We start from the raw sequence: 23,159 nt of genomic DNA, 5'->3' as shown, positions 1-23,159 counted from the left end.
TCTTGTATTATATATAGTAAGAAATCTTTCAAATTAAAGGAGATTATACATATGTCATTTGAACAAACGTTAGAGAAATATGCTGCTCTTGCAGTTAATGTTGGTGTTAATATTCAACCTGGACAAACTTTATCAATTAGTGCACCTCTTGAAGCTGTACAATTTGTACGCCTCGTTACAGAAAAAGCATATAAATCTGGTGCAAAACACGTATATGTAGATTGGAATGATGAGACGTTAACACGCTTAAAGTTCGATCTAGCTCCTGAAGAAGCTTTCGCTGAATTTCCATCTTGGAAAGCACATGCTCGTGAAGAATTAGCAAAAGAAGGCGCTGCATTTATGTCTATCTATGCAGAAAACCCTGATTTATTAAAAGGTGTAGAAGCATCGCGTATTGCAACAGCTCATAAAGTAGCTGGAGAAGCAATGAAAGTATACCGTGATTACGTACAAGCAGATAAAGTAAGTTGGTGTGTCATTTCTGTTCCTACGAAAGAATGGGCTGCGAAAGTATTCCCTGACGTAGCGCCAGAAGAACAAGAAGCAAAGTTATGGGATGCTATTTTCAAAGCTACTCGTGCTGATTTAGAAAATCCTGTAGAAGCATGGAAAGAACATGATGAAACATTACATACAAAAGTGGATTACTTAAACGAAAAGCATTATAAAGCTCTTCACTATACAGGTCCTGGAACAGATTTAACAATCGAACTTCCAGAAAAACATGTATGGGCTGGTGCTGGTAGCTTAAATGAAAAGAACGTACCATTTATGGCTAATATTCCAACTGAAGAAGTATTTACAATGCCACTTAAAACAGGTGTAAACGGCCAAGTTTCTAGTACAAAACCGTTAGTATTTGCAGGTAATATTATCGAGAATTTCACGTTAACATTTGAAAACGGGCGTATCGTAGACTATAAAGCTGAAGCTGGTGAAGAAGCTTTAAAACATTTAGTAGAAACAGATGAAGGTTCTCACTTCTTAGGAGAAGTAGCTTTAGTACCTCATGACTCACCAATTTCAAACACAAATGTTTTATTCTACAATACACTATTTGACGAAAATGCATCTTGCCACCTTGCAATCGGAAATGCTTATGCATTTAACTTAGTTGGCGGAAAAACAATGTCTAAAGAAGAACTTGCTGAAAACGGCGCAAACGCTAGTATCACACACAACGACTTCATGATTGGATCAGCTGAGCTTGATATTGACGGTATTACTGCTGATGGCAGACATGAGCCTATCTTCCGTAAAGGTAACTGGGCGTTTTAAATTTATTACCATAAAGAAACACATTGGATAATCCAATGTGTTTCTTTATTTATTTGGTCTCAATTCAAATTTTATCGTTCTATTTTCATGCGTAAACTCCGGTCTATACGTAGCGATATACGTATTTTCTTTCGCTACGTCAAATAGCATGATATCTTGAATTTTTTCATCTGGTGCTAACTTTTTACTAATAAAGCTATCAGGGTTATTATATTCTTTAAATCTTGTACCTTTCTTATCGGTAATCTCAAATTCATAAAATGCAAAAGGTATTTCCTTTTTACTATTATTTTCTACTTTGAAAATAATCCCCAAAATCTCCTCTTTCTTTTTATTCTCATCATAATCCGGATATCCTAATTTAACTGAATCGATAGTTACTTGCAAACCATCTACGTCTACTGTCTCCCCTATTTTATACACTTTATCTTGAACATCTTCTTGTTTACTTTCATTACTATCTTTAGTCTCAGTGCAAGCACTTAAACTAAAAGCTATGCCAAAAATTAAAACAATTTGACTTACCTTTTTTAACATACGCTTTCCTCCACATAAGACAATATTTCATATGTATCATAACAAAACGCTTTACTCTTTCTTGTCATATTTTGTCGTATTAATTGTTAACTGCACAAATAGAAAAAAGCTATCTTCTACAAAAGATAGCTTTCATGATGCCGATGAAACCTTAAGCCCAATGACACCCAAAACAATAAAAAGAATACAAAATGCTTGAAATAAACTAATATGCTCTTTAAAAAAGTACACACTAATGATTGTAATAAGTAATGTTCCAACGCCAGACCAAATAGCATAAGCAATACTTAAATGAATCTTTTTCACAACGATGGCAAACACGCTGAAACAAATCCCATAAAACACGAAAATCAATACACTTGGAACGAGCTTTGTTAAACCATTTGATAGTTTCATCGCAATTGTTCCAGCTACTTCAAAAATAATTGTAACAAGTAATAATAGCCAATATACCATACTAGAATCTCCTTCTCTGTTACCTTATAGAGATTCTAGTATACTACTTATAATCCCAATGAAATATATTTAATTTCTAAATATTCCTCGATGCCGAAATGGCCTCCTTCACGACCGATACCACTTTCTTTAAATCCCCCAAATGGTGCTTGTGCAACTGATGGAAGACCATCGTTTAGACCGATAATACCGTACTCTAACGCTTCACTAATTTGGAATGCTTGGCTAATGTCTTTCGTGAAAATATACGCAGCTAAACCGTATGGTGTATTGTTTGCACGTTCGATTACTTCATCAACTGTTTTAAACTTCGCAACTGGTGCCACTGGCCCAAATGTTTCTTCATTCATACAAAGCATCGTATCATTTGCCAACCCAATTACAGTCGGTTGAATGAAATGTCCCTCTAACTCTGCGACCTTTTGACCACCATATAAAACTGTTCCACCTTTTTGAATAGCATCTTCAATATGTTCTTGTACTTTTGAAACTGCATTCTCATCAATAAGTGGCCCGACAGTCGTTCCGTCACCGAAACCGTCTCCTACTTTCAACTGCCCTACTGCCTTTTGGAACTTCTCTACAAATACTTCGTATACTTCTTCTTGAACGAATACTCGGTTTGTACATATACACGTTTGTCCTGCATTACGGAATTTCGAACCAATCACCGCTTCTACTGCTTTATCTAAATCTGCATCATTCATTACGATAAACGGAGCGTGACCCCCTAACTCAAGCGAAACTTTTTTCATCGTTTGCGCCGCACTAGCCATTAACTCTTTCCCGATTTCCGTTGACCCTGTAAAGGACACTTTTCGAACGCGACTATCTTCCATCCATGTATCAGCAATTGCTTTTGCACTACCTGTTACGATATTGATTACGCCCTTTGGAATATCTGCTTCATGGGCTAATTCAGCTAATTTCAATGCAGTTAATGGCGTTTGACTCGCCGGTTTCACAACGGCTGTACAGCCTGCTGCAAGCGCTGGGGCTACCTTTCTCGTAATCATCGCTGCCGGGAAGTTCCAAGGGGTAATAGCTGCCATAACGCCAACTGGTTGCTTCATAACTAAAATGCGCTTATTCGGATGAGAAGCAGGAATCATTTCACCATATACACGTTTCCCCTCTTCTGCATACCATTCAACAAAACTATTTGCATAATTTACTTCACCAAGCGCTTCTGCAAACGGCTTTCCTTGTTCCTTCGTCATAATCGCTGCGATCTCTTCTTTATTTTTATCAATAAGCATGAACCACTTTTTTAACTTCGTGGCACGATCTGCTGCCGTTAACTTAGACCACGTTTTAAAAGCTTCATGTGCAGCATCAACAGCTTGCTTTGCCTCTGTTACTCCGCCTTTTGGTACAGTTGCAAATATTTCCTTCGTCGCAGGATTATTTACTTCAATTTGTTCTTGTAGTGTAATCCACTCACCATTTATATACATCGCCTTTTTATCTATACTTACGAAAGTCGCCTTTTTATCCAATGTTTTCTTCCTCCTCTATGAACTTCTTAATTTTTCTAGTAGCAGCAGATTGACTAATTTGCAAAAACTCAGCCACTTTATAACTTGATCCATACGTTTTATACGCTTTAAGAATTATATTTCTCTCTACCTCTTCCAGCATTTTATAAAGGCTTTGCCCCGATTGTTCAACTGCAGCCTCTTGCATAGAGAGTGGCAAATCCTCTACCGTTACAACATCATCAACAGTAATAACAATTCTCTCAATTACATTCTCTATTTCTCTATTGTTCCCTTCCCACGGATATCCAACAAACATTTGTAACGTACTCGGCGCTAGTTTCACATCACGTCCGTACTTTTTATTAAAGTGCTGCAAGTAATGATAAATAAGCGGCAAAATATCTTCTGTTCTTTCCCTAAGCGGGGGAATTGCAATTGGAATGACATTCAAACGATAGTATAAATCTTTCCGAAATGTTCCTTGTTTCACCATCTCGCTTAAATCTCTATTTGTTGCCGCCACAATTCGAACATCTACTTTTTTTAATTCTCTTCCGCCTATAGGACGAAATGTTTTTTCTTGCAATACTTGCAAAAGCTTCGCTTGAATTTCAAGCGGCATTTCACCGATTTCATCTAAAAAAAGAGTTCCTTTATGCGCGGATTCTAATAGCCCCTTTTTCCCTTCACGATTCGCACCTGTAAAAGATCCACCTGAATATCCAAAAAGCTCCGATTCAATTAAATTAGTTGGTAATGCCGCACAATTAATTTCATAGAAACTTTCATGCTTACGGTGACTCACTTCATGTAAATGGCGTACTAATCGACTTTTTCCTACTCCAGTCTCGCCTAAAACGAGAACAGTACTATCCACTACAGATACTTTTTTGATTGTATCGACTATTTTTTGCATAGCTAGACTTTTAAAAATAAGTCCTTCATGCTCATATGTTTCTCTTAATTCTTTTTTATATGTTTTTAGCTGATTATCCATTTCCTCTACCTTTTGACGTAATTGATAGAGTTCAGTAAGGTCGCGAGAATAACTAATCACTCTTCTTAAATTTCCCTCATCATCAAAAACAGGCCTTGTACGAACGTGTAAATACTCTCCTGATTTTGTAGTTTGAACGAGTTCAATTGGCCTCTTTTTTTCAATCACTTCTAATGTCGCTGATGGATAAAAGATTCCATCCTTTTGTAGTTCTTTTACATGCTTACCAACTAACTCTTCTGCAGCTAGTTGGTAGTGCCTTTCACATGTACTATTTACACGTACAACGATCCCTTGCTCATCTGTAACAAAAATTTCGTCAAACGCATATTCAAATACATCTTTTAAATCCATTAACACTCGTTCCTTTTCTGCAACCATCCTAGCCACCCCTAACTTCAAATCCATCGATCCACTTCACTACCTTTATTATAAAGTGAATTTTCTGCATTTAATATAGAGTCAGCTAGAATGTTTGCTATTTATACTTCAGTTTTTACACGCGAGCGATGTTTGTTTGCTCATAACAAGCTTGCAACGATTCTTCAATTATTGTTAAACCTTCTTCAAGTTGCTCATCTGTAATAACTAAAGGCATTAACACACGGATAACATTTCCATATGTCCCTGCTGATAATAACAGTAACCCACGCTTATTTGCTTCTGCACATAGATTAGCCGTTAACGTTTTGTCAGGTGCTTTCGTCTTACGATCTTGAACGAACTCAAATGCACACATTGCGCCTAACCCACGCACATCACCGATGCAATGATATTTATTTTTCATCTCTTCGAATCGGTTCATTACGACTTTTCCTAATTCTATCGCTCTATCATTTAATTTCTCATTTTCTATTACATCGAGAACAGCTAATGCAGCCGCACATCCTAGTGGACTTCCTGCATACGTTCCACCAAGTTCACCTGGTGCAGACTCATTCATAATTTCTTTACGTCCAATGACACCACTTATCGGTACACCAGCACCTAATGATTTAGACACTGTAATTAAATCTGGAACGACATCATAGTGATCAATTGCAAAATATTTTCCTGTACGACTAAAGCCTGTTTGTATTTCATCCGCTACAAATAAGATGCCGTTCTCTGAACAAATGCGGCGTACTTCTTGAACAAATTTCTTACTTGGGACGATAAATCCACCTTCCCCTTGAACAGGTTCCATTACAACAGCTGCAATTGTTTCTGGTGCTACTTCCGATATGAAGAAGTTCTTAAACTCTTCAATAATAAAATCATCATACTGCTCTTCCGTTAATCCCTCTGGGCGACGGTATTCGTATGGAAATGGCACTTTATATACTTCTGGAGCAAAGGGACCAAACCCAAATTTATATGGCTTCACTTTACTTGTCATCGTCATTGTCATTAATGTACGCCCGTGGAAACCTTTAGAAAATGCGATAATACCAGGTCTCTTCGTATATTTACGAGCGATTTTCACCGCGTTCTCAACTGCTTCTGCACCACTATTTAAAAATAGGACTTGCTTATCGAAACTTCCTGGTGCCAATGCCGCAAGCTTTTCTGCTAATTCAATATATGGCTCATACATCATGACGTTAAATCCAGTATGAATGTATTGATCGACTTGTTTATGGAGCGCTTCTTTAACCGTTGGATGACAATGCCCTACGTTAATTGTCCCGATTGCTCCTGCAAAATCAATGTACTGATTGCCATCAACATCTGTTACAAGAGCACCATTGGCAGATTGTACAAACGTTGGGATGCCGTTACTTACTCCTTTTGGTACTATATTTTGACGGCGTTCTAATAAAGATGCCGCTTTCGGTCCTGGAATTTGTTCATTTACTTTAGCAAATTTTTTTGTGTTCATTGCGTACCCCATCCTTTTCTTTACATTGTTTTCTCTTTTTATTGCAAAATATATGCCAACTTTCTTTTCTAGCATTTATCCTATATTCTTTGTATCCAGGCATAAAAAATAAGTCTATAAAGACTCATCAAGAGTCTTTATAGACTTATTTTCCTTACACATTAGACTTTTCTTTCTCCCAGAAAAACTCACCCGATTGAGAAATAAACTCTCCAACAGAATCTAACACTAAATCAGCAAGTGGTTCTAATGTTGGACGGTCTCCTGTACCAGATAGCACCCCAATTGCATAGCAATCGCCATTTTTAGCTAAATGTAAATCAGTTGGCGTATCTCCAACAACCGCAACCTCACATGATTCTAAATTAAATTTCTCACAAAACACTTCTATAATCTTTTTATCTGGTTTTTGCGCAGGGAATGTATCCGAGGCTATAATATAATCAAAAAAGTTCTCCAACTTATATTGTTTTAAAAATAATTCTGTTGGTGCGAAATCATCCGCCGTGACAACCCCTAATATAAATCCTTTATCTTTTAATGCCTGTAACACTTTCGGTAAGTCTGCTGTCATTTTCATATGCGAACGATGCTCATACATAAGGGAAAATAACTTCTCACTTACCCACTGATGCATCTCTTCTTCTCTAGCAGACTCAATATAATTACAAAGCCCCTTCGCTACATCAAGGCTTGTTCCAGCAGCTATTGCACTCCTTGGATTAACAAATGCTCCCTCTACACCAATCTCTTCTAATAAGGTCTGCCGCATTGTACTTGGTAAATGATATAAACTTATACATTCAGCTACAAGTTCTTCAGCTACTTTTATCCAAATTGAATGAAAATCCATTAATGTCCCATCTTTATCAAATAGTATTGCTTTTACCTTCTCCATAGCATCCTACCTCTCGTTTCTTATCTCCTCCAGTGTATCAATAAAATATGGATGTAAAATAAAAGAATTGTAAAAATACCATAAAAATCAAACTAACTCCCAATTTACAATTCATTTTAACAAAGTAAAAAAGGATGCCTTTACAGGGCATCCTCTTGATGTTCAGGAACAAATAGTTCTAAACAATGATATATATTTTCGAATTCCATCGGTGCATCTCCACCATACTCACCATCTAAATTAATCATTAGTTTATCTGGTGAATGTACTTTAATTCGATTCGCTTGTGTATATAACACTTTTGGATTATTAATATGTTCACCACGTTGTGCTTGTGTTGCTGCTTTAATTAAATCAGCGATAGAACCTTTTTTCAGTACTAATAGGTCAAATAACCCATCGTTAATAGATGCATACGGTGCTACCTTTTCAAATCCACCTACTGAACGAGTATTCGTAATTAAAAACATCGTAATTTCTTCTTGTAGTAACTTTCCATCATACTCAATTTCAACATATGTCGGATGCAATGATGGTAACATCTCGATACCTTTTAGGTAATAAGCAAGCTGCCCTAATACTGTCTTTAACTTACTCGGTACTTCGTATGTTAATTCTGTAATACGACCGCCACCAGCGATGTTAATAAAATATGTATCGTTCGCTCTACCAAGGTCTAATGGCACTGTTTTTCCTTCGCAAATAATATCTGCTGCCTCTTCAATAGAACGAGGTACACCAATTGCACGTGCAAAGTCATTTGTCGTTCCAACTGGAATAATTCCAAATTTCGGACGGAATTCATGCCCAACTAAACCGTTTACTACTTCATTTAACGTACCGTCGCCACCAGCCGCAATAACAACATCAAACTTACGATCCGCAGCTTGCCTCGCCGCCACAGTAGCGTCTCCAGGACCCGTTGTCGCATGACAAGATGTCTCATAGCCAGCTTGTTCTAATTTTTGTAATACTTCTGGTAAGCTCTTCTTAAATAGCTCACGCCCAGAAGTAGGATTATAAATAATTCTTGCTCGCTTCATCATTTATTAGCACAGGAAATTTCTTTATGTATCGAAAAAGAACATACTGAACTTCTATTCAGTATTCCCATGCCTACCTCCTCTCATCTTGCTATCCTTCTTTTATCCCGCTCAAACAGGCAGTAAGAACCCGATTCGTGTAGTCCATCAAAAGTAAATATTCATTTCAATGGTTTTTTATTTGACCCCAAAATTTATCCCGCTATTTGCGGGCAGTAAATGCCCGATTGGTGAGGGCTAATAATCAGTGTTGGATGAACCTCCCACTGATTAAAGTTTCACTTTATTTCTATCCATTCTTCCATAAAAATTTACATATAACGAATAATAACTATCTATTATTTCATGAGATGAAAAAAACCTCTATGTTTAGATTTATCATTATTCCCACCTTTTTGCAACTATCATACCATAGTTGCTATACAAACATTTTTCCACTTTTGACAGTTAATCAAACGTTTGTTTAAACGATTTTGTCTCATTTAAACAAACGTTTGATTAACCTAGAAAAACACCCATGTACGGGTGTTTTTCTGCTTAATCTTTAAAAGTTACTACTATTATCGCTTATTAATCTCTTCAAGTAAGATTTTGTTAACAAGCGGTGGATTTGCTTGTCCTTTTGTAGCTTTCATAATTTGACCAACTAAGAAGCCAATTGCACGGTCTTTACCGTTTTTAAAGTCTTCGATAGATTGCTCATTATTATCAAGAATTTCTGTTACAACTTTACGAAGTGTACCCTCGTCAGAAATTTGAACAAGACCTTTCGCTTTAACGATTTCTTCTGGGTCTCCACCTTTTTCAATTAATTCATTAAATACTTTCTTCGCGATTTTAGAAGAAATTGTACCTTTTTCAATTAATTGAACCATTTTAGATAAACCAGCAGGCGTTAATGCAACGTCTTTTAATTCTTTTTGTTGTTTGTTTAAGTATGCAAGTACTTCACCCATTAACCAGTTCGATGTTAATTTCGCATCAGCACCGTCTGCAACAGTTGCTTCAAAGAAATCAGACATCTCTTTCGTTAATGTTAACACGTGTGCATCATAAGCTGGTAAGCCTAGTTCTGCAACGTAGCGAGCTTTACGTGCATCTGGAAGTTCTGGAATAGAAGCTCGAACTGCTTCTTTCCACTCATCATCAATGTAAAGTTCAACTAAGTCTGGCTCCGGGAAGTAACGGTAATCGTCAGATCCTTCTTTCACACGCATTAAGATTGTTTTCTTCGTTGCTTCATCATAACGACGTGTTTCTTGTTGGATGATACCACCAGATAACAGTTCTTTTTCTTGGCGCACTTGCTCGTGCTCAAGACCTTTTTGTACGTAAGTGAATGAGTTTAAGTTTTTCAGTTCCGCTTTTGTACCGAACTTCTCTTGTCCAACTGGACGAAGAGAAATGTTCGCATCACAACGTAAGGAACCTTCTTCCATCTTACAATCAGATACACCAGTGTATTGAATGATTGATTTTAACTTCTCTAAGTATGCATATGCTTCTTCTGGCGTACGCATATCTGGCTCAGATACGATCTCGATTAAAGGCATACCTTGACGGTTGTAGTCTACTAATGAACCATCAGCTGTATGCGTTGATTTACCAGCATCTTCTTCTAAATGAAGACGTGTAATACCGATACGTTTCTTTTTACCGTCTACTTCGATTTCAATCCAACCATTTTCACCAATTGGCTTATCAAATTGAGAGATTTGGTAAGCTTTCGGGTTATCTGGATAGAAATAGTTTTTACGGTCAAACTTCGTTTCCGTTGCGATTTCACAGTTTAATGCCATTGCAGCTTTCATCGCAAAGTTAACTGCTTCTTTATTTAAAGTAGGAAGTACCCCTGGGTATCCTAAGTCAATTACACTTGTTTGTGTATTTGGCTCCGCTCCGAATTCTGTTGGACTCGCAGAGAAAATTTTCGAATTTGTTTTTAACTCAACGTGAACCTCTAAACCAATAATTGTTTCTAAATTCATCTATGCTCGCCTCCTTACAGACTTGCTTTTTTTGTATGATAGTCTGTTGCTTGCTCAAACGCATGTGCAACGCGGTAAATTGTCGCTTCATCGAAGTGTTTACCAATGATTTGTAGACCAAGTGGCATGTTGTTAGCACCGAATCCACATGGAACTGAAATCGCTGGAACACCCGCTAAGTTTACTGGGATTGTTAAAATGTCATTTGCATACATTGTCATTGGATCGTCAACTTTTTCTCCCACTTTAAATGCCGGAGTTGGTGTTGTTGGTCCAATAATAACATCATAGTTAGCAAATACATTTTCAAAGTCGTTCTTAATTAATGTACGTACTTGTTGTGCTTTTTTGTAATATGCATCATAGTAACCAGAGCTAAGAGCAAATGTACCAAGCATAATACGACGTTTAACTTCATCACCGAAACCTTCACTACGTGTGTTTTTGTAAAGATCTAATAAGTTATTTACATTATCAGAACGAACACCGTAACGCACGCCATCAAAGCGTGAAAGGTTAGCAGATGCTTCAGAAGAAGATAGTAAGTAATACGTTGCTAGAGCGTATTTAGAGTGTGGAAGAGATACTTCCTCCCAAGTTGCGCCCATACCTTCTAATACTTTTAAAGCAGCTAGTACTGACTCACGAGCTTCTTCGCCAACACCTTCGCCTAAGTATTCTTTCGGTACAGCAATGCGTAAACCTTTAACATCGCCTGTTAAACCAGCTAAATAGTTTCCAACTTCAACGTTTGCAGAAGTTGCATCCATGCGGTCAATACCTGAAATAGCTTGTAATAAGTATGCATTGTCTTCTACTGTACGTGTAATCGGTCCGATTTGGTCAAGTGAAGATGCGAATGCTACTAATCCGTAACGAGATACGCGTCCGTAAGTTGGTTTTAAACCTACAACACCGCAATATGCAGCTGGCTGACGGATAGAACCACCCGTATCAGAACCTAGAGAGAATAGTACTTCTCCTGCTGCTACAGCTGCTGCAGAACCACCACTAGATCCGCCTGGAACGTAATCTAAGTTCCATGGGTTTTTCGTAGCGTAGAATCCTGAGTTTTCATTTGAAGAACCCATTGCGAACTCGTCCATGTTTAATTTACCGATTGTAATTGTGTCAGCAGCTTTTAGCTTTTGCACAACTGTCGCATCATAAATTGGATCGAAGTTTGCTAATATTTTGCTTGCACAAGTTGTACGAAGACCGTTAGTTACAATGTTATCTTTTACACCAATTGGCATACCGAATAATAAACCATTATCTTCAGCGCCGATTTTTGCATCTAATTCTTTCGCTTTTGCGCGTGCATTTTCTTCATCTAATGTAAGAAAGGCTTTTACGTTATCTTCAACATCCGCAATACGTTTGTAAGATTCTTCTACTAAATCCGTAACGGAAATTTCTTTGTTGTTTAACTTCTTATGTAACTCTGATACTGAATGATCAAATAATGACATCGAAATTCCCCTCCTCTATTCTAATACTGCTGGAACACGGATTTGATTATCTTTGTGATCCGGTGCATTTTTTAATACTTCTTCAACTGGTAAACCTTTTTCTGGTACATCTTCACGCATAACATTTTTCATAGTTAATACATGAGTTGTTGGTTTTACATCTGTTGTATCTAATTCATTTAACTGTTCTGCAAATGTAACAATTGCATCTAGTTGTTTTTGAAATTTTTCTGCTTCTTGATCAGTAATTGCAAGACGTGCTAAATGTGCTACGTGCTTTACATTCTCAACGGAAATTCTTGACACGGCTAGGCCACCTCCATAATATATCGTTCAATCTACAATACTATTGATGATACCAAATTTTCAGTACTTCAAGCAAGTCAACACAGAGTACTTACGCCATTTTTACATAAAAAAAGAAAGGCAAATGCCTTTCTTTACAATTTACTCTTTATCTAACGGTTTATTTTTTGGAAATCTCTCGTTATCTTCTTCATTATCACGAATTGTTTTTTGTAATACAAAACAAGACATCGTTAAAAATAATGTTCCAATTAAATAGTATCCTTTTACACTAAGCGTTTCATCTAACGTATAAATCCCAATTAGCATACCTGAAAGCGCACAAACAAATGAAGTCCATGCTAAAAATGTGAACGCTTGCGTATTACGTCTTCTCATCGTTCTCCCCCTCGTTAGCTGCATACCCATTATAGATAAGTATATTTACCATGATGGATTTTTATGTAAATTCTCGTTTTATATTTATAAATCTATCATAAAAGAATACTATTTTAAAGAAAGTTTTCTGCCTAATCTGAAAAAACAATTAAAATCATTGACAATTATTTCTATTCTACATAAAATAAAAATAAATATTACGAACCTCGAAATATACGGGAGTGGAATTAATTGTTGCAATATGAACATTTTTTAGACTTACTGCTAGATAACGCCAAGAAACTTTTCTATCCTGAAGAATGGGTAAGCCTAGATTTAACACTTTCTAAAACAGAAGTATTTTGTTTACTTTGGATGGAACGAAATACAGATATTACAATGACGAAAATTGCTGATCTTCTTGATATACCAATGAGTACAACAACGGGCGTTGTAAATCGCCTTGTAAAAAAGGGATATATTGAACGCTACCGTGATGAAAATGACCGACGTATTGTATTAATTCGGTTAACAGAAAACGGCGTAATGCTCGTTCAAGAAGTAAAACAAAATGCGGCCCATTACTTTAGCTTAGTAACAGAAGCATTATCAGAAGAAGAAAAAGCATTCTTACTACAAATCTTCCAAAAAATCATGAATCACATCGCTACGTCACAGCAAAAAACAGAAGAAAAGATTTCTACACCTAAAATGAAAAACATTCCGATTGAATAAAACCCTATCTGGGTTTTTATTCAACCATTTACTTCGACACTCGTAATATTCGACATTCGAAACAAAGGAGATATGAATGATGAGAATTATCTTGTATACAGGTAAAGGCGGCGTAGGAAAAACTAGCATTTCAGCAGCAACAGCAATTCAAAGTGCGAAACAAGGATTAAAAACATTAGTAATGAGCACAGATCCTGCTCATAGTTTAGGAGATTCATTTGGTATAAAGCTATCTTCTGAACCACTAGAAATTCGTGAAAATTTGTGGGCACAAGAAATTAATACGATTTATGAAATGGAAAAAGGATGGGGAAAATTACAGAAATATATTACACTACTCTTCACTTCTAAAGCAGCTGATGATATTACAACAGAAGAATTAACGATGTTTCCCGGTATGGAAGATTTAATTAGCCTACTTCGCGTACTCGATTATTATAAGCAAGACACATATGATGTTATCATTATTGATTGTGCCCCTACAGGAGAAACATTAGCAATGCTAAGCTTTCCAGACATGCTCGGCTGGTGGATGGAAAAATTATTTCCTATTAAAAGAAAAGTTTTAAAAGTCGTTCGTCCTGTAGCTCAACCACTCCTTGGTGTCCCTCTTCCAACCGACGATATTATGGACGAATTAACAAGTACACTTGAACAGCTCGGAGAAATGAGAGATATTTTATCAAATCGAGAAGTAACAAGTATCCGCATCGTTGTAAATCCTGAAAAAATGGTCATTAAAGAAGCCCAGCGCAGCTTTACTTATTTGAATTTATACGATTATAACGTAGATGCCATTATGATTAACCGCGTCATCCCTAACACTGTCACCGATCCTTATTTTCAGGCATGGAAAGATACACAGAAGAAATATAAAACATTAATTAAAGATAGTTTTCAACCCCTTCCTATTTACGAAGCTCCAATGTTTGAACAAGAAGTTGTTGGTTTGTCTATGTTAGAACGTGTAGGAGATTCTTTATTTAAAACTGATCATTCCCCTACAGAAGTAAAATTTAACGGGCGCACTCAATATGTAAAAAAGGATGGCGATGAGTATATTTTCGTTCTGTCCATTCCCTTCTCAAACAAAAGTGAACTTTCCTTAAATCAAAAAGGTGATGAACTTATTATTCGAGCGGGTTCTGTTAAACGGAACATCACGTTACCAAAAACATTAACACACCTTTCTATTCAAGGAGCAAAATTTGAAGAAGATGTACTAAATATTCGGTTTGGAGGTGTAGTACATGCATGAGGAATTACTACGAAGGGTAATTCGTACAAAAGTAAAAGTCGGGATGCATATATTAGAAGAGCTACCTAATCCAATCCAACAATCAGCTAAGCAAATATTAAATATTTTACAAGAGGAACTAGCTGCTTATCTGAAAGAACGAGAGCATCATGAAGTTAATTTAAAAAATATCATAATTGAATAACCATCTCTGTATAGAGGGCCTTTTTTTAGGCTTTCTATACTTTATTGGAGTGATGTAAATTGATGAAAAAACATTCCACTACTATATTCTGGATCATTCCCTTATTATTTTTCATTCATAACCTTGAAGAAGCTTTCCAAATGCCACAATACCTTGCTAATCAATTTTCAATCCGTCTTATAACTAGCCAACAATTTTTCATCGCCATTTCCGTATTAACAATCTTTGTATTACTTATCGTCTTTCTATATCAACTTAACTTCTTGTCTTCTATATGCTGGATTATTTTTATACAAGGGGCCATCTTCTTCAACTCTGTTCAACATATTATTTTTTTTTTCATTTATCGCTCTTATAACCCCGGCGTAATATCAGCATTTTTCATTACTCTCTTTTCTATTTTCTTTTTTTTATCAAAAAAACACTTAATTCATCCAAAGCAATTCGTAATTACACTCCTTTTCAGCTTATTTTCTTATCCCATTATAATTTGGATCACCTTACTGTTCGCTAGCTATTTTCATTCATAAAAAAAGACCAGGAAAACTCCTGGTCCATTACTCTACTTAACAAACATTGGATTCTACGTTATACAAAATTGGAAGGTACAGAATTAGGGTTCGTTTGTTAAGTAGATTATATGTTGAACGAACTAACAGCGGAGGGGTTCCTTCTGTTAGTCCATTAAACCCAATCATTATTTTACGATTTTTTCAAGCTCCTCAAGTGAAAGATCTACTGAAATTGAACCATCATTTGTTTCTTTCTTAATTGCATCTGTTACTTCTTTTGAATGGTATAATTCAATTACTTTTTTCAATGTTGGATCATCTTTATCTTTCGTACGAGCTGCGAAAATATTAATATAAGGCTTCGCATTTTCATTCTTTGGATCTTCTAAGAAAATAGGATCCTTCGCTGGATCTAATCCAGCTTGACCAGCAACACCGTTATTAATAACTGATGCCGCTACATCTTTTAACACACGAGGTGTTTGCTGTGCGATAACCGGTGTAATTTTTAATTTCTTCGGATTTTCAGCAATACCACTTGGATCTCCAAATAGACCAAAATCCTTTTTCAGCTTTAATAATCCAGCTGCATCAAGAAGTTTTAATGCACGTGCTTGGTTCGTTGGATCGTTTGGAATTGCAATTTCTGAACCATCTGGGATTTCATTTGATTTCTTATATTTTTCAGAGTATAAACCCATTGGTGCAATTTGTGTTGTACCAACAGCTGTAATATCTAACTTATGTTCCTTTTTAAATTGCTCTAAGAAAGCAATATGCTGAAATGAGTTTAATTCAATATCTCCATCAGCTAAAGCTTTATTTGGAGTTGTATAATCAGAGAACTCCACCAGTTTAATCTTAATCCCTTCTTTTTCAGCTTTTTTCTTCAAAATTTCCCAAGCGTCTCCATCCGTTCCAGTTACACCGACGCGAACTACTTTTTCTTTCGCTCCTGCACCCGTGTCTCCACTTGAGCAGCCGCTTAATGCTGAGACTCCTACAATCGCTGATAATGCAAATGCTAAAATTTTCTTCATTTTCTTTTCCTCTCTTCCTTTTTATGATCTGCGTAACAAGACTTTCGCAAAGTAATTCCCTAAATTTTGAGCTATCTGTACGAGAATAATAAGTAACACGACCGTTACGAACATAACTGATGTATCAAAACGTTGATAACCATATGTCATTGCTAAATCACCAAGACCGCCACCACCGACAAGCCCAGCAACTGCAGAAAATTCAATTAAACCAACTGTCATAAATGTGACACCTAAGATTAATGGTGCTAACGCTTCTGGTACAAGGATTTCAAAAACAATTCTAATTGGCGAGGCGCCCATTGCTTGCGCTGCTTCAATTACTCCTTTCGGAACGGAAACAAGGTTTGTTTCAACCATTCTAGCAATACCAATTGATGCGACTAACGTCATCGGGAAAATTGCTGCTGCTGTTCCAATCGTCGTTCCGATAACACTTCTCGTTAGTGGACTTAACGCTACTAAAAAGATAATGAATGGTACCGGACGAATTGTATTAATTATGATGTTAAGAATAGAAAAGACCCATTTATTTTCTAAAAAGTTTCCTTTTCTCGTTACATATAAAAGTAAACCTAGCGGTATACCAAGAATTGTAGCAAATATAAGGGTTACAATTACCATTAAGAGGGTATCCCCCGTCGCATCTAGTATGCGCGGCCAAAATATACTCCAATCAACTCGCATGAGCTTCTACCTCCTTCAGCTGCACTTGCAGTCTTAGATGTTGTAATGCTTTTTGAATTTCCCTCTGCTCACCTTGCAACTCTACAAGAAGATTTCCAAATAGCACATTTTGAAGTTCAATAATATTTCCGTACAGTACATTTACATCGACGTTATAGTTTTTTGCGATATATGATAGTACCGGCTGTCCTGTCTCCTCACCAGTAAATGTTAGACGATAAATTTGACCACCATTTTGAATTTTCGCTAGAACACTTTCCGGTAAATGATCATTAATGACAGAACGTACAAAGTTTTGAGTCGTCTTTGTTTTTGGTTGCGTGAAAACATCAAACAGTTTTCCTTCTTCAATAACTTTTCCCTTCTCCATTACAGCTACACGGTGACAAATTTCTTTCACAACATGCATTTCATGTGTAATAAGAAGAATTGTTAAATTGTATTCTCGATTTACTTTCTTTAATAAGTTTAGAATTTCTGTCGTTGTTTCTGGATCTAAGGCTGATGTTGCCTCATCACATATAAGAATATCTGGCGATGTCGCAAGTGCTCTAGCAATGCCCACACGCTGCTTTTGTCCACCTGATAGCTGCTCTGGGTAATAGTTTGCTTTATCTTCTAACCCTACAAACTTCAGCAGTTCATTTACTCTTTCTTTTATCTCATTCTTTGGCACTTTCGCTAACTTTAATGGATAAGCAATATTTCCAAATACTGTTCTTGAATTAAATAAATTAAAACTTTGAAAAATCATTCCAATTCTTTGTCTCAGTTTACGTAATTCTTTCGTCGATAATGATGTAATATCTTTATCATCTATTGAAATCGTTCCTGCCGTCGGTCTCTCTAACATATTTACTAGGCGTAATAACGTACTCTTTCCAGCGCCACTAAAACCGATAATGCCAAAAATTTCGCCTTTCTCAACTGATAATGTTACATCCTCTACCGCATGAACAGATTGCCCAGCTGATTCATACACTTTACTTACATTGTTAAAAGAAATCATTTTTTCCCCTCCTATATGCTGTAAAAACTTGAAGCAGAGCTTTCGAGGTAAAATAAAAAGTGCTCTCCTTCTTATCAACCATAAAGATAAGAAGGAGAGCACTTATATGTACTCATTCACATCTTCTCATCTTCCAAGCCTTTATATGGCTTGCTGGAGTTAGCACGGTATTAAAAAAACCCGTTGCTGAGGTATCGTAGGGCCAGTCCCTCCACCTCTCTGGATAAGAATGTATCGATTTAATTGTCGTTTAATTAATTCTCATTATAGAACTCAGAATAATAAGAGTCAATACATTTTTTAGAAAAATATTAATTATTCCTTTATTAAAATTTTCAGATGAAAATTCATGAGAAAATAGTAACTTTCAAGGTTATTTAAAATTCTTCTTCCTCATATTTTTAAACAGGAGAATCCTCTCTACGAATTGAATAAATTTATTTGAATATGAAACTCGGAGGAAGATAAATATATGAAAACAGCTCTTTTACTCGTCGATATTCAAAACGATTATTTTCCAAATGGAAAGATGGAATTGCGTAATCCAGTAGAAGCAAGCGAATATGCTAATCAGTTATTACAACACTTTAGAACAAACAGCGAACCTATTCTTCATATCCAACACGTAGCTATAAAAGATGACGCTACTTTTTTCCTACCTAATACAGAAGGTGTACATATTCACGAAAGCGTACGTCCACTTAGAGAAGAAACAGTTATAGTCAAACATTATCCAAATAGCTTCCGAGAAACTAATCTTCTAGAGCAATTAAAACGTTTAAATATTGAACATGTCGTTGTATGTGGGATGATGACTCATATGTGTATCGATGCTACAGTAAGGGCTGCATTCGATTTTGGTTTTCAATGTACCGTTATACATGATGCTTGTGCTACAAAAGACCTGTCTTTTAAGAACGCTACTATACCAGCTGTTTACATTCACAATACAATTTTAGCTAGTTTAAATGGCGTATATGCAAATGTAATAAGCACGCAAGAATTTTTAGCTACATAAAAAAACACTCCTTTCAGTGAGCAAAACCGAAAGGAGTGTTCCTTGTCGAACCATAGATTTTCTTTCAAATTGTATTATACAGGAAATTCTCAAAATGAATACTAAAAAATATGACTAATAAGTCAACTTTTCTCATCATTTTATTTCTGTTCACATGTTTATCCCGCTATTAATAGGTTTTAGCTCATTCCCTTCGAACGATGGTAATATATAGGATTTCAATTTTAAAAGGAGCTCTTCACATTCTGTGAAGAGCTCCTCTACTATTTCTTATAAAGTTTCAGAAGTAGTTTTTGCTTGCATGTGAAGTGCTAAGTAATCAGGTCCACCAGCTTTAGAGTCTGTACCAGACATGTTAAAGCCACCGAATGGTTGGTAACCTACGATTGCACCAGTACATCCACGGTTGAAGTATAAGTTACCAACGTGGAAGTCTTCGCGTGCTTTTTCAATATGGTCACGGTTGTTAGTAATAACAGCACCTGTTAAACCGTATTCCGTATTATTTGCAATTGCAAGTGCATGATCGAAGTCTTTCGCTTTACAGAATGCTACTACTGGTCCGAAGATTTCTTCTTTCATTAAGCGAGCATCTTCTGCAACGTCAGCAACGATTGTTGGTTGGATGAACCAGCCTTTAGAATCGTCTCCTTCACCACCTGCTAAGATTCTACCTTCTTCTTTACCAATTGCAACATAGCTCATTACTTTATCGAATGCAGCTTGGTCATTAACAGGACCCATGTTTGTACCTAATACTGCTGGGTTAGCAACTGTTAATTCTTTTGTTAATTCAACAGCACGATTTAATACATGATCATATACATCTTCATGGATTACTGCACGAGAACATGCAGAACATTTTTGTCCTGAGAATCCGAATGCTGATGCAACGATAGACTTAGCTGCTAATTCAAGATCTGCTTCTTTATCAACAACGATTGTATCTTTACCGCCCATTTCAGCGATAACGCGTTTTAACCAAATTTGTCCTGGGTTTACTTTCGCTGCACGCTCATAGATGCGGATACCTACATCACGAGATCCCGTGAAGCTTACGAAACGTGTACGAGGATGATCTACTAAGTAGTCACCAACTTCAGAACCGTTACCTGGAACGAAGTTTACTACGCCAGCTGGTAAGCCAGCTTCTTCTAATACTTCCATAAATTTCGCTGCTACTACAGGAGTTGTACTAGCTGGTTTTAGTAATACTGTGTTACCAGAAACTAAAGCAGCTGTTGTCATACCTGCCATAATTGCGAATGGGAAGTTCCAAGGAGAAATGATAACACCTACTCCTAATGGAATGTAAGAGAAACGATTATATTCAATTGGACGGCTTTCTACTGGAATACCGTCTTTTAATTTTAACATTTGACGACCATAATATTCCATAAAGTCGATTGCTTCTGCTGTATCAGCATCTGCCTCATTCCATGGCTTACCTGCTTCTTTTACAAGAATAGCAGAGAATTCATGTTTTCTGCGACGAACGATTGCTGCAGCACGGAATAAAATGTCTGCACGCATTTCTGGCTTTGATTTTCTCCAAGTTTGGAATGTTTCATCCGCTACTTGCATTGCTTTTTCAGCTAACTCACGGCTTGCTTTTGAAACACGACCAACAAGTTCCTCTTTATTTGCAGGGTTTACAGAAACAATTTTGTCTTCTGTAGTGATTTTTTCTCCCCCAATAATTAATGGATAGTCTTGTCCAAGATAAGATTCTACTTTCTTTAAACCTTCTTCAAACGCTAATTTGTTAGCCTCCACTGAAAAATCTGTAAATGGCTCATGTTTGTATGCTACTACCATTTTTTTTAGCCTCCCCTTAGAAAAACGTTTACATTTTACAACATTATTCTACACGATAATTTAGATTTATTCAAATATTCCTAGACTTATATTTTAAAAATTAATAAATTTTTAAAATATAATAAAAAAAAGAGATTCATACATGCGTATGAATCTACAAAATATGAGTATATTCCAAAACATTTTTCCCGATCAATAATATAGTAACTAATAAAAATAAAGTCCTTACATATCCAACACCTTTTTGAACCGCAAACTTCGATCCAAAATAAGCACCTAAGATCATTGATAATCCCATGATAATACCGTATTCAAAATGAATTATATCTAAAAATAAAAAAGTAATTAAAGATACAATATTACTAACAAAGTTCAAAAGTTTTCCAGATGCTGCCGCTTGAATAAAATCCAAGCCAATTAATAAAAATGCAAAAATTAAAAACGACCCTGTCCCTGGTCCAAAAAATCCATCATAAAATCCTATCATTAAAATAGCAAAGAAAAATATTAATGTTTTTCTTTGCGTCATCTTCTTATAGGTAGACACACTTCCCCAATTCTTTTTTGCAATAATATAAATAGCAATAAATACCAACATTACAAGTACTAATGGGCGTAAAATATCCGGTGGAATAAATTTTACTACTAAAGCACCTGCAACAGCTCCAACAATAGTTAACGGGATTAACTTTCCTACAATTTTAAAATCAACTTTTCCTGATCGAATAAAATACATCGCACTCGTAAACGTCCCCATTGTTGCCGCTAATTTATTCGTTGCAATTGCCGAAGCTGGCGATAAGCCAACAAACATAAGCGCAGGAAGCGAAATTAACCCTCCTCCTCCAACAACGGAATCAATAAAAGCTGCTAAAAAACCGAATGCAATTAATAAAATAATGACTTGAAAACTTAATTCTTCCATGAGATTTACCCCTTACCCCTATTTTTTACAACATTTTAAATTATAACAAAATTACATAAGAAAAAAAGCTGTTCCATAGAGGAACAGCCTTCATATTTAATCTAAAATCTTCACAAGTGGTTCATCTTGTTTTGCTTCACGTATAATAATAGCTTCTGGGCGTTCTACAGATTTAATCGTTACTTGTACTTTCATATAATTCGGGAAGTATTCCATAACAAGCCCTGCCACATATTGTGTAAAACCAACTATTTCAGCTTTTCCATTAAACTGGACAGGAATATCAAGCTTCATTTCTCTTAATTCATCATCTCTATACATACCAGTACCAATAACAGCTGTATAGTCGCCTTGGAAATAATCGCTTAGTTTTGCCTTAAAGTTGGATACTCTTGCAAGGTCTTCACGTTTATTATCTGTTTTCGCTTGCTCTGATGGGAACAAATAATATTTTTCATTAATTTGTTTCCAATCTTCAACCGTTTCACTACCTTTTTCAACATTCGCATAAGAAACAAAGTTACCTGGCACGAGCGAAGACTTTGGAGCTTGGCGATAAATCGCAAATGTTATTGGAATATTTTTGGTTTCAGGTTCTTTTTGATGTATGACTTTCAAAATTTCTTGCGCCATTTTTTTCCCTTCAGCTAACATCTTTTCATCCGGGATTGCAGCTTCACGTGGATAACCATGCTCTTCGTTAAAATATTGAACAGAATTCATTGCTAATCCAACTACCATACCAACGCGTTCCTCGCCGTTATCGCCTTTTTTCACATAATAATCATGCTCTAAAATATTTGAAATATATATTGGATTTTTTTTATTTTTCACTTCTAGTGATTCGGATCCTGTTCCTAATGCAGGGTTTAATCCTATATTAGGAAATTTAACTGCATCTTTTTTTAATTTGTCCTCTAGTTCCTTTTGTTCAGCATCTGTACGTTTTCTTTTAACAAGCATCTGTATAGTTTGAGTATCTAGAGCTTTTCCGCCTTTTAAAAAATTATCTTTCGTACTAAATGATTCTTTTGCAATTCGCATTAACCCTGTTTCAAATTCATCTATATCAAGACGACTATTTAACCCTTGCACCACTAAACCACGTGCATTTCCACCATCAAATGGAATAGTCGTCTTATAATATTCATCCGAAATAGCGTATTTTGGAACAACTGATTGTTCTTTTGCTTTCCCCGATTTCTCAGCCACTTTTTCATCTTTGTCGGCACCTGCACTACACCCACTTACAAGTAGGCCAAGGCTTAATACCGCTAATGCTATTTTTTTCATGGT

The 23,159-nt window shown here is 36.2% G+C and carries 22 protein-coding genes, 1 pseudogene and 1 riboswitch; of the genes and pseudogenes, 6 read left to right on the top strand and 17 right to left on the bottom strand.

Annotated elements, in window-relative coordinates; all coding sequences use genetic code 11:
• Window positions 1–51 precede the first annotated feature (51 nt).
• Window positions 52–1,281, top strand: a complete 1,230-nt coding sequence (locus tag MR136_RS26045; protein WP_017674254.1) for an aminopeptidase — start codon at window positions 52–54, stop codon at window positions 1,279–1,281.
• A gap of 45 nt (window positions 1,282–1,326) precedes the next feature.
• Here the strand turns inward: MR136_RS26045 and MR136_RS26040 are convergent, their stop codons facing one another.
• The 11 genes from MR136_RS26040 to MR136_RS25990 all read right to left on the bottom strand — a co-directional run bounded on the left by MR136_RS26040 (window position 1,327) and on the right by MR136_RS25990 (window position 12,698).
• Complete coding sequence (locus tag MR136_RS26040; RefSeq protein WP_000915110.1) at window positions 1,327–1,818, bottom strand: DUF4352 domain-containing protein; 492 nt, start codon at window positions 1,816–1,818, stop codon at window positions 1,327–1,329.
• Between the two features lie 132 nt (window positions 1,819–1,950).
• On the bottom strand, window positions 1,951–2,274 hold the full coding sequence (locus tag MR136_RS26035) for a DMT family transporter (RefSeq protein WP_000263262.1): 324 nt from the start codon (window positions 2,272–2,274) through the stop codon (window positions 1,951–1,953).
• Window positions 2,275–2,321: 47 nt separating this feature from the next.
• Entirely contained in the window at window positions 2,322–3,773 is a 1,452-nt protein-coding gene (gene gabD, locus MR136_RS26030) for an NADP-dependent succinate-semialdehyde dehydrogenase (RefSeq protein ID WP_000358127.1), read from the bottom strand.
• Window positions 3,766–5,133 carry a sigma-54 interaction domain-containing protein gene (locus MR136_RS26025; RefSeq protein WP_000225136.1) on the bottom strand — a complete coding sequence of 456 codons (1,368 nt, stop codon included), beginning with the start codon at window positions 5,131–5,133 and terminating at the stop codon, window positions 3,766–3,768. The genes gabD and MR136_RS26025 overlap by 8 nt, the downstream gene beginning before the upstream one ends.
• A gap of 115 nt (window positions 5,134–5,248) precedes the next feature.
• On the bottom strand, window positions 5,249–6,613 hold the full coding sequence (gene gabT, locus MR136_RS26020) for a 4-aminobutyrate--2-oxoglutarate transaminase (RefSeq protein ID WP_242259673.1): 1,365 nt from the start codon (window positions 6,611–6,613) through the stop codon (window positions 5,249–5,251).
• 154 nt (window positions 6,614–6,767) lie between these two features.
• Window positions 6,768–7,511, bottom strand: a complete 744-nt coding sequence (locus tag MR136_RS26015) for an HAD family hydrolase (RefSeq protein ID WP_000416672.1) — start codon at window positions 7,509–7,511, stop codon at window positions 6,768–6,770.
• A 140-nt stretch (window positions 7,512–7,651) separates the two neighbouring features.
• A complete protein-coding gene (locus MR136_RS26010) occupies window positions 7,652–8,557 on the bottom strand; it encodes a diacylglycerol kinase (RefSeq protein WP_000977679.1) in 906 nt (301 codons plus the stop codon).
• A 557-nt stretch (window positions 8,558–9,114) separates the two neighbouring features.
• Window positions 9,115–10,542, bottom strand: coding sequence for an Asp-tRNA(Asn)/Glu-tRNA(Gln) amidotransferase subunit GatB (gene gatB / locus MR136_RS26005; protein ID WP_001047685.1), 1,428 nt, complete (start codon window positions 10,540–10,542; stop codon window positions 9,115–9,117).
• A gap of 14 nt (window positions 10,543–10,556) precedes the next feature.
• Window positions 10,557–12,014, bottom strand: coding sequence for an Asp-tRNA(Asn)/Glu-tRNA(Gln) amidotransferase subunit GatA (gene gatA, locus MR136_RS26000; protein ID WP_000051433.1), 1,458 nt, complete (start codon window positions 12,012–12,014; stop codon window positions 10,557–10,559).
• A gap of 15 nt (window positions 12,015–12,029) precedes the next feature.
• Window positions 12,030–12,320, bottom strand: a complete 291-nt coding sequence (gene gatC, locus MR136_RS25995; RefSeq protein ID WP_000086999.1) for an Asp-tRNA(Asn)/Glu-tRNA(Gln) amidotransferase subunit GatC — start codon at window positions 12,318–12,320, stop codon at window positions 12,030–12,032.
• Window positions 12,321–12,461: 141 nt separating this feature from the next.
• Window positions 12,462–12,698, bottom strand: coding sequence for a YiaA/YiaB family inner membrane protein (locus MR136_RS25990; RefSeq protein WP_001254393.1), 237 nt, complete (start codon window positions 12,696–12,698; stop codon window positions 12,462–12,464).
• A 231-nt stretch (window positions 12,699–12,929) separates the two neighbouring features.
• Between MR136_RS25990 and MR136_RS25985 the strand changes: the two genes are divergently transcribed.
• The 4 genes from MR136_RS25985 (at window position 12,930) to MR136_RS25970 (ending at window position 15,384) form a co-directional block, all read left to right on the top strand.
• On the top strand, window positions 12,930–13,412 hold the full coding sequence (locus tag MR136_RS25985; RefSeq protein WP_000942481.1) for a MarR family winged helix-turn-helix transcriptional regulator: 483 nt from the start codon (window positions 12,930–12,932) through the stop codon (window positions 13,410–13,412).
• A gap of 76 nt (window positions 13,413–13,488) precedes the next feature.
• Window positions 13,489–14,670: an ArsA family ATPase gene (locus MR136_RS25980; protein ID WP_002100673.1), complete on the top strand. Its 1,182-nt coding sequence runs from the start codon at window positions 13,489–13,491 to the stop codon at window positions 14,668–14,670.
• The gene (locus tag MR136_RS25975; protein WP_000544105.1) at window positions 14,663–14,854 is read left to right on the top strand and encodes a DUF3926 domain-containing protein; all 192 of its coding nucleotides are present in this window, start codon (window positions 14,663–14,665) and stop codon (window positions 14,852–14,854) included. Before MR136_RS25980 ends, MR136_RS25975 begins: the two co-directional genes overlap by 8 nt.
• Before the next feature lie 62 nt (window positions 14,855–14,916).
• A complete protein-coding gene (locus MR136_RS25970) occupies window positions 14,917–15,384 on the top strand; it encodes an HXXEE domain-containing protein (RefSeq protein WP_242259678.1) in 468 nt (155 codons plus the stop codon).
• A 167-nt stretch (window positions 15,385–15,551) separates the two neighbouring features.
• On the opposite strand, the gene MR136_RS25965 is transcribed toward MR136_RS25970, so the two are convergent.
• From MR136_RS25965 to MR136_RS25955, 3 genes are read right to left on the bottom strand one after another with little or no spacing between them, the layout of a single operon-like run.
• Window positions 15,552–16,406, bottom strand: a complete 855-nt coding sequence (locus tag MR136_RS25965; RefSeq protein ID WP_000721599.1) for a MetQ/NlpA family ABC transporter substrate-binding protein — start codon at window positions 16,404–16,406, stop codon at window positions 15,552–15,554.
• A 21-nt stretch (window positions 16,407–16,427) separates the two neighbouring features.
• Complete coding sequence (locus MR136_RS25960; RefSeq protein ID WP_001261865.1) at window positions 16,428–17,093, bottom strand: methionine ABC transporter permease; 666 nt, start codon at window positions 17,091–17,093, stop codon at window positions 16,428–16,430.
• Entirely contained in the window at window positions 17,083–18,102 is a 1,020-nt protein-coding gene (locus tag MR136_RS25955) for a methionine ABC transporter ATP-binding protein (protein WP_000622969.1), read from the bottom strand. The genes MR136_RS25960 and MR136_RS25955 overlap by 11 nt, the downstream gene beginning before the upstream one ends.
• A 123-nt stretch (window positions 18,103–18,225) precedes the next feature.
• A riboswitch (SAM riboswitch) is annotated at window positions 18,226–18,332 on the bottom strand.
• A 242-nt stretch (window positions 18,333–18,574) separates the two neighbouring features.
• On the opposite strand from MR136_RS25955, the pseudogene MR136_RS25950 reads away from it, so the two are divergent.
• A pseudogene (locus tag MR136_RS25950) lies at window positions 18,575–19,140 on the top strand (cysteine hydrolase family protein).
• A gap of 250 nt (window positions 19,141–19,390) precedes the next feature.
• On the opposite strand, the gene pruA reads toward MR136_RS25950, so the two are convergent.
• The 3 genes from pruA to MR136_RS25935 form a co-directional block, all read right to left on the bottom strand.
• Complete coding sequence (pruA, locus tag MR136_RS25945) at window positions 19,391–20,938, bottom strand: L-glutamate gamma-semialdehyde dehydrogenase (protein WP_000259555.1); 1,548 nt, start codon at window positions 20,936–20,938, stop codon at window positions 19,391–19,393.
• A 154-nt stretch (window positions 20,939–21,092) separates the two neighbouring features.
• A complete protein-coding gene (locus tag MR136_RS25940; protein ID WP_000391974.1) occupies window positions 21,093–21,863 on the bottom strand; it encodes a TSUP family transporter in 771 nt (256 codons plus the stop codon).
• A gap of 96 nt (window positions 21,864–21,959) precedes the next feature.
• Window positions 21,960–23,156 carry a CamS family sex pheromone protein gene (locus MR136_RS25935; protein ID WP_242259672.1) on the bottom strand — a complete coding sequence of 399 codons (1,197 nt, stop codon included), beginning with the start codon at window positions 23,154–23,156 and terminating at the stop codon, window positions 21,960–21,962.
• Window positions 23,157–23,159: the final 3 nt, after the last annotated feature.

This window comes from Bacillus cereus group sp. BfR-BA-01311, from assembly GCF_022664295.1.
Taxonomy (GTDB): Bacteria; Bacillota; Bacilli; order Bacillales; family Bacillaceae_G; genus Bacillus_A; species Bacillus_A cereus.
Note: the sequence above shows the minus strand (reverse complement) of the source record. Positions and strands in the feature narration are given on the sequence as shown.

Bases quoted from the DNA above. Each gene is read 5' to 3' on its own strand.
- MR136_RS26015 (WP_000416672.1), bottom strand. From the start codon at position 7,511: ATGGAGAAGGTAAAAGCAATACTATTTGATAAAGATGGGACATTAATG.
- MR136_RS25960 (WP_001261865.1), bottom strand. From the start codon at position 17,093: ATGCGAGTTGATTGGAGTATATTTTGGCCGCGCATACTAGATGCGACG.
- MR136_RS25935 (WP_242259672.1), bottom strand. From the start codon at position 23,156: ATGAAAAAAATAGCATTAGCGGTATTAAGCCTTGGCCTACTTGTAAGT.
- MR136_RS26045 (WP_017674254.1), top strand. From the start codon at position 52: ATGTCATTTGAACAAACGTTAGAGAAATATGCTGCTCTTGCAGTTAAT.
- MR136_RS26035 (WP_000263262.1), bottom strand. From the start codon at position 2,274: ATGGTATATTGGCTATTATTACTTGTTACAATTATTTTTGAAGTAGCT.
- MR136_RS26025 (WP_000225136.1), bottom strand. From the start codon at position 5,133: ATGGTTGCAGAAAAGGAACGAGTGTTAATGGATTTAAAAGATGTATTT.
- MR136_RS25955 (WP_000622969.1), bottom strand. From the start codon at position 18,102: ATGATTTCTTTTAACAATGTAAGTAAAGTGTATGAATCAGCTGGGCAA.
- MR136_RS25965 (WP_000721599.1), bottom strand. From the start codon at position 16,406: ATGAAGAAAATTTTAGCATTTGCATTATCAGCGATTGTAGGAGTCTCA.
- pruA (WP_000259555.1), bottom strand. From the start codon at position 20,938: ATGGTAGTAGCATACAAACATGAGCCATTTACAGATTTTTCAGTGGAG.
- gabT (WP_242259673.1), bottom strand. From the start codon at position 6,613: ATGAACACAAAAAAATTTGCTAAAGTAAATGAACAAATTCCAGGACCG.
- MR136_RS26040 (WP_000915110.1), bottom strand. From the start codon at position 1,818: ATGTTAAAAAAGGTAAGTCAAATTGTTTTAATTTTTGGCATAGCTTTT.
- MR136_RS25980 (WP_002100673.1), top strand. From the start codon at position 13,489: ATGATGAGAATTATCTTGTATACAGGTAAAGGCGGCGTAGGAAAAACT.
- MR136_RS25970 (WP_242259678.1), top strand. From the start codon at position 14,917: ATGAAAAAACATTCCACTACTATATTCTGGATCATTCCCTTATTATTT.
- MR136_RS25990 (WP_001254393.1), bottom strand. From the start codon at position 12,698: ATGAGAAGACGTAATACGCAAGCGTTCACATTTTTAGCATGGACTTCA.
- MR136_RS25975 (WP_000544105.1), top strand. From the start codon at position 14,663: ATGCATGAGGAATTACTACGAAGGGTAATTCGTACAAAAGTAAAAGTC.
- gatA (WP_000051433.1), bottom strand. From the start codon at position 12,014: ATGTCATTATTTGATCATTCAGTATCAGAGTTACATAAGAAGTTAAAC.
- gatB (WP_001047685.1), bottom strand. From the start codon at position 10,542: ATGAATTTAGAAACAATTATTGGTTTAGAGGTTCACGTTGAGTTAAAA.
- MR136_RS26010 (WP_000977679.1), bottom strand. From the start codon at position 8,557: ATGATGAAGCGAGCAAGAATTATTTATAATCCTACTTCTGGGCGTGAG.
- MR136_RS25940 (WP_000391974.1), bottom strand. From the start codon at position 21,863: ATGGAAGAATTAAGTTTTCAAGTCATTATTTTATTAATTGCATTCGGT.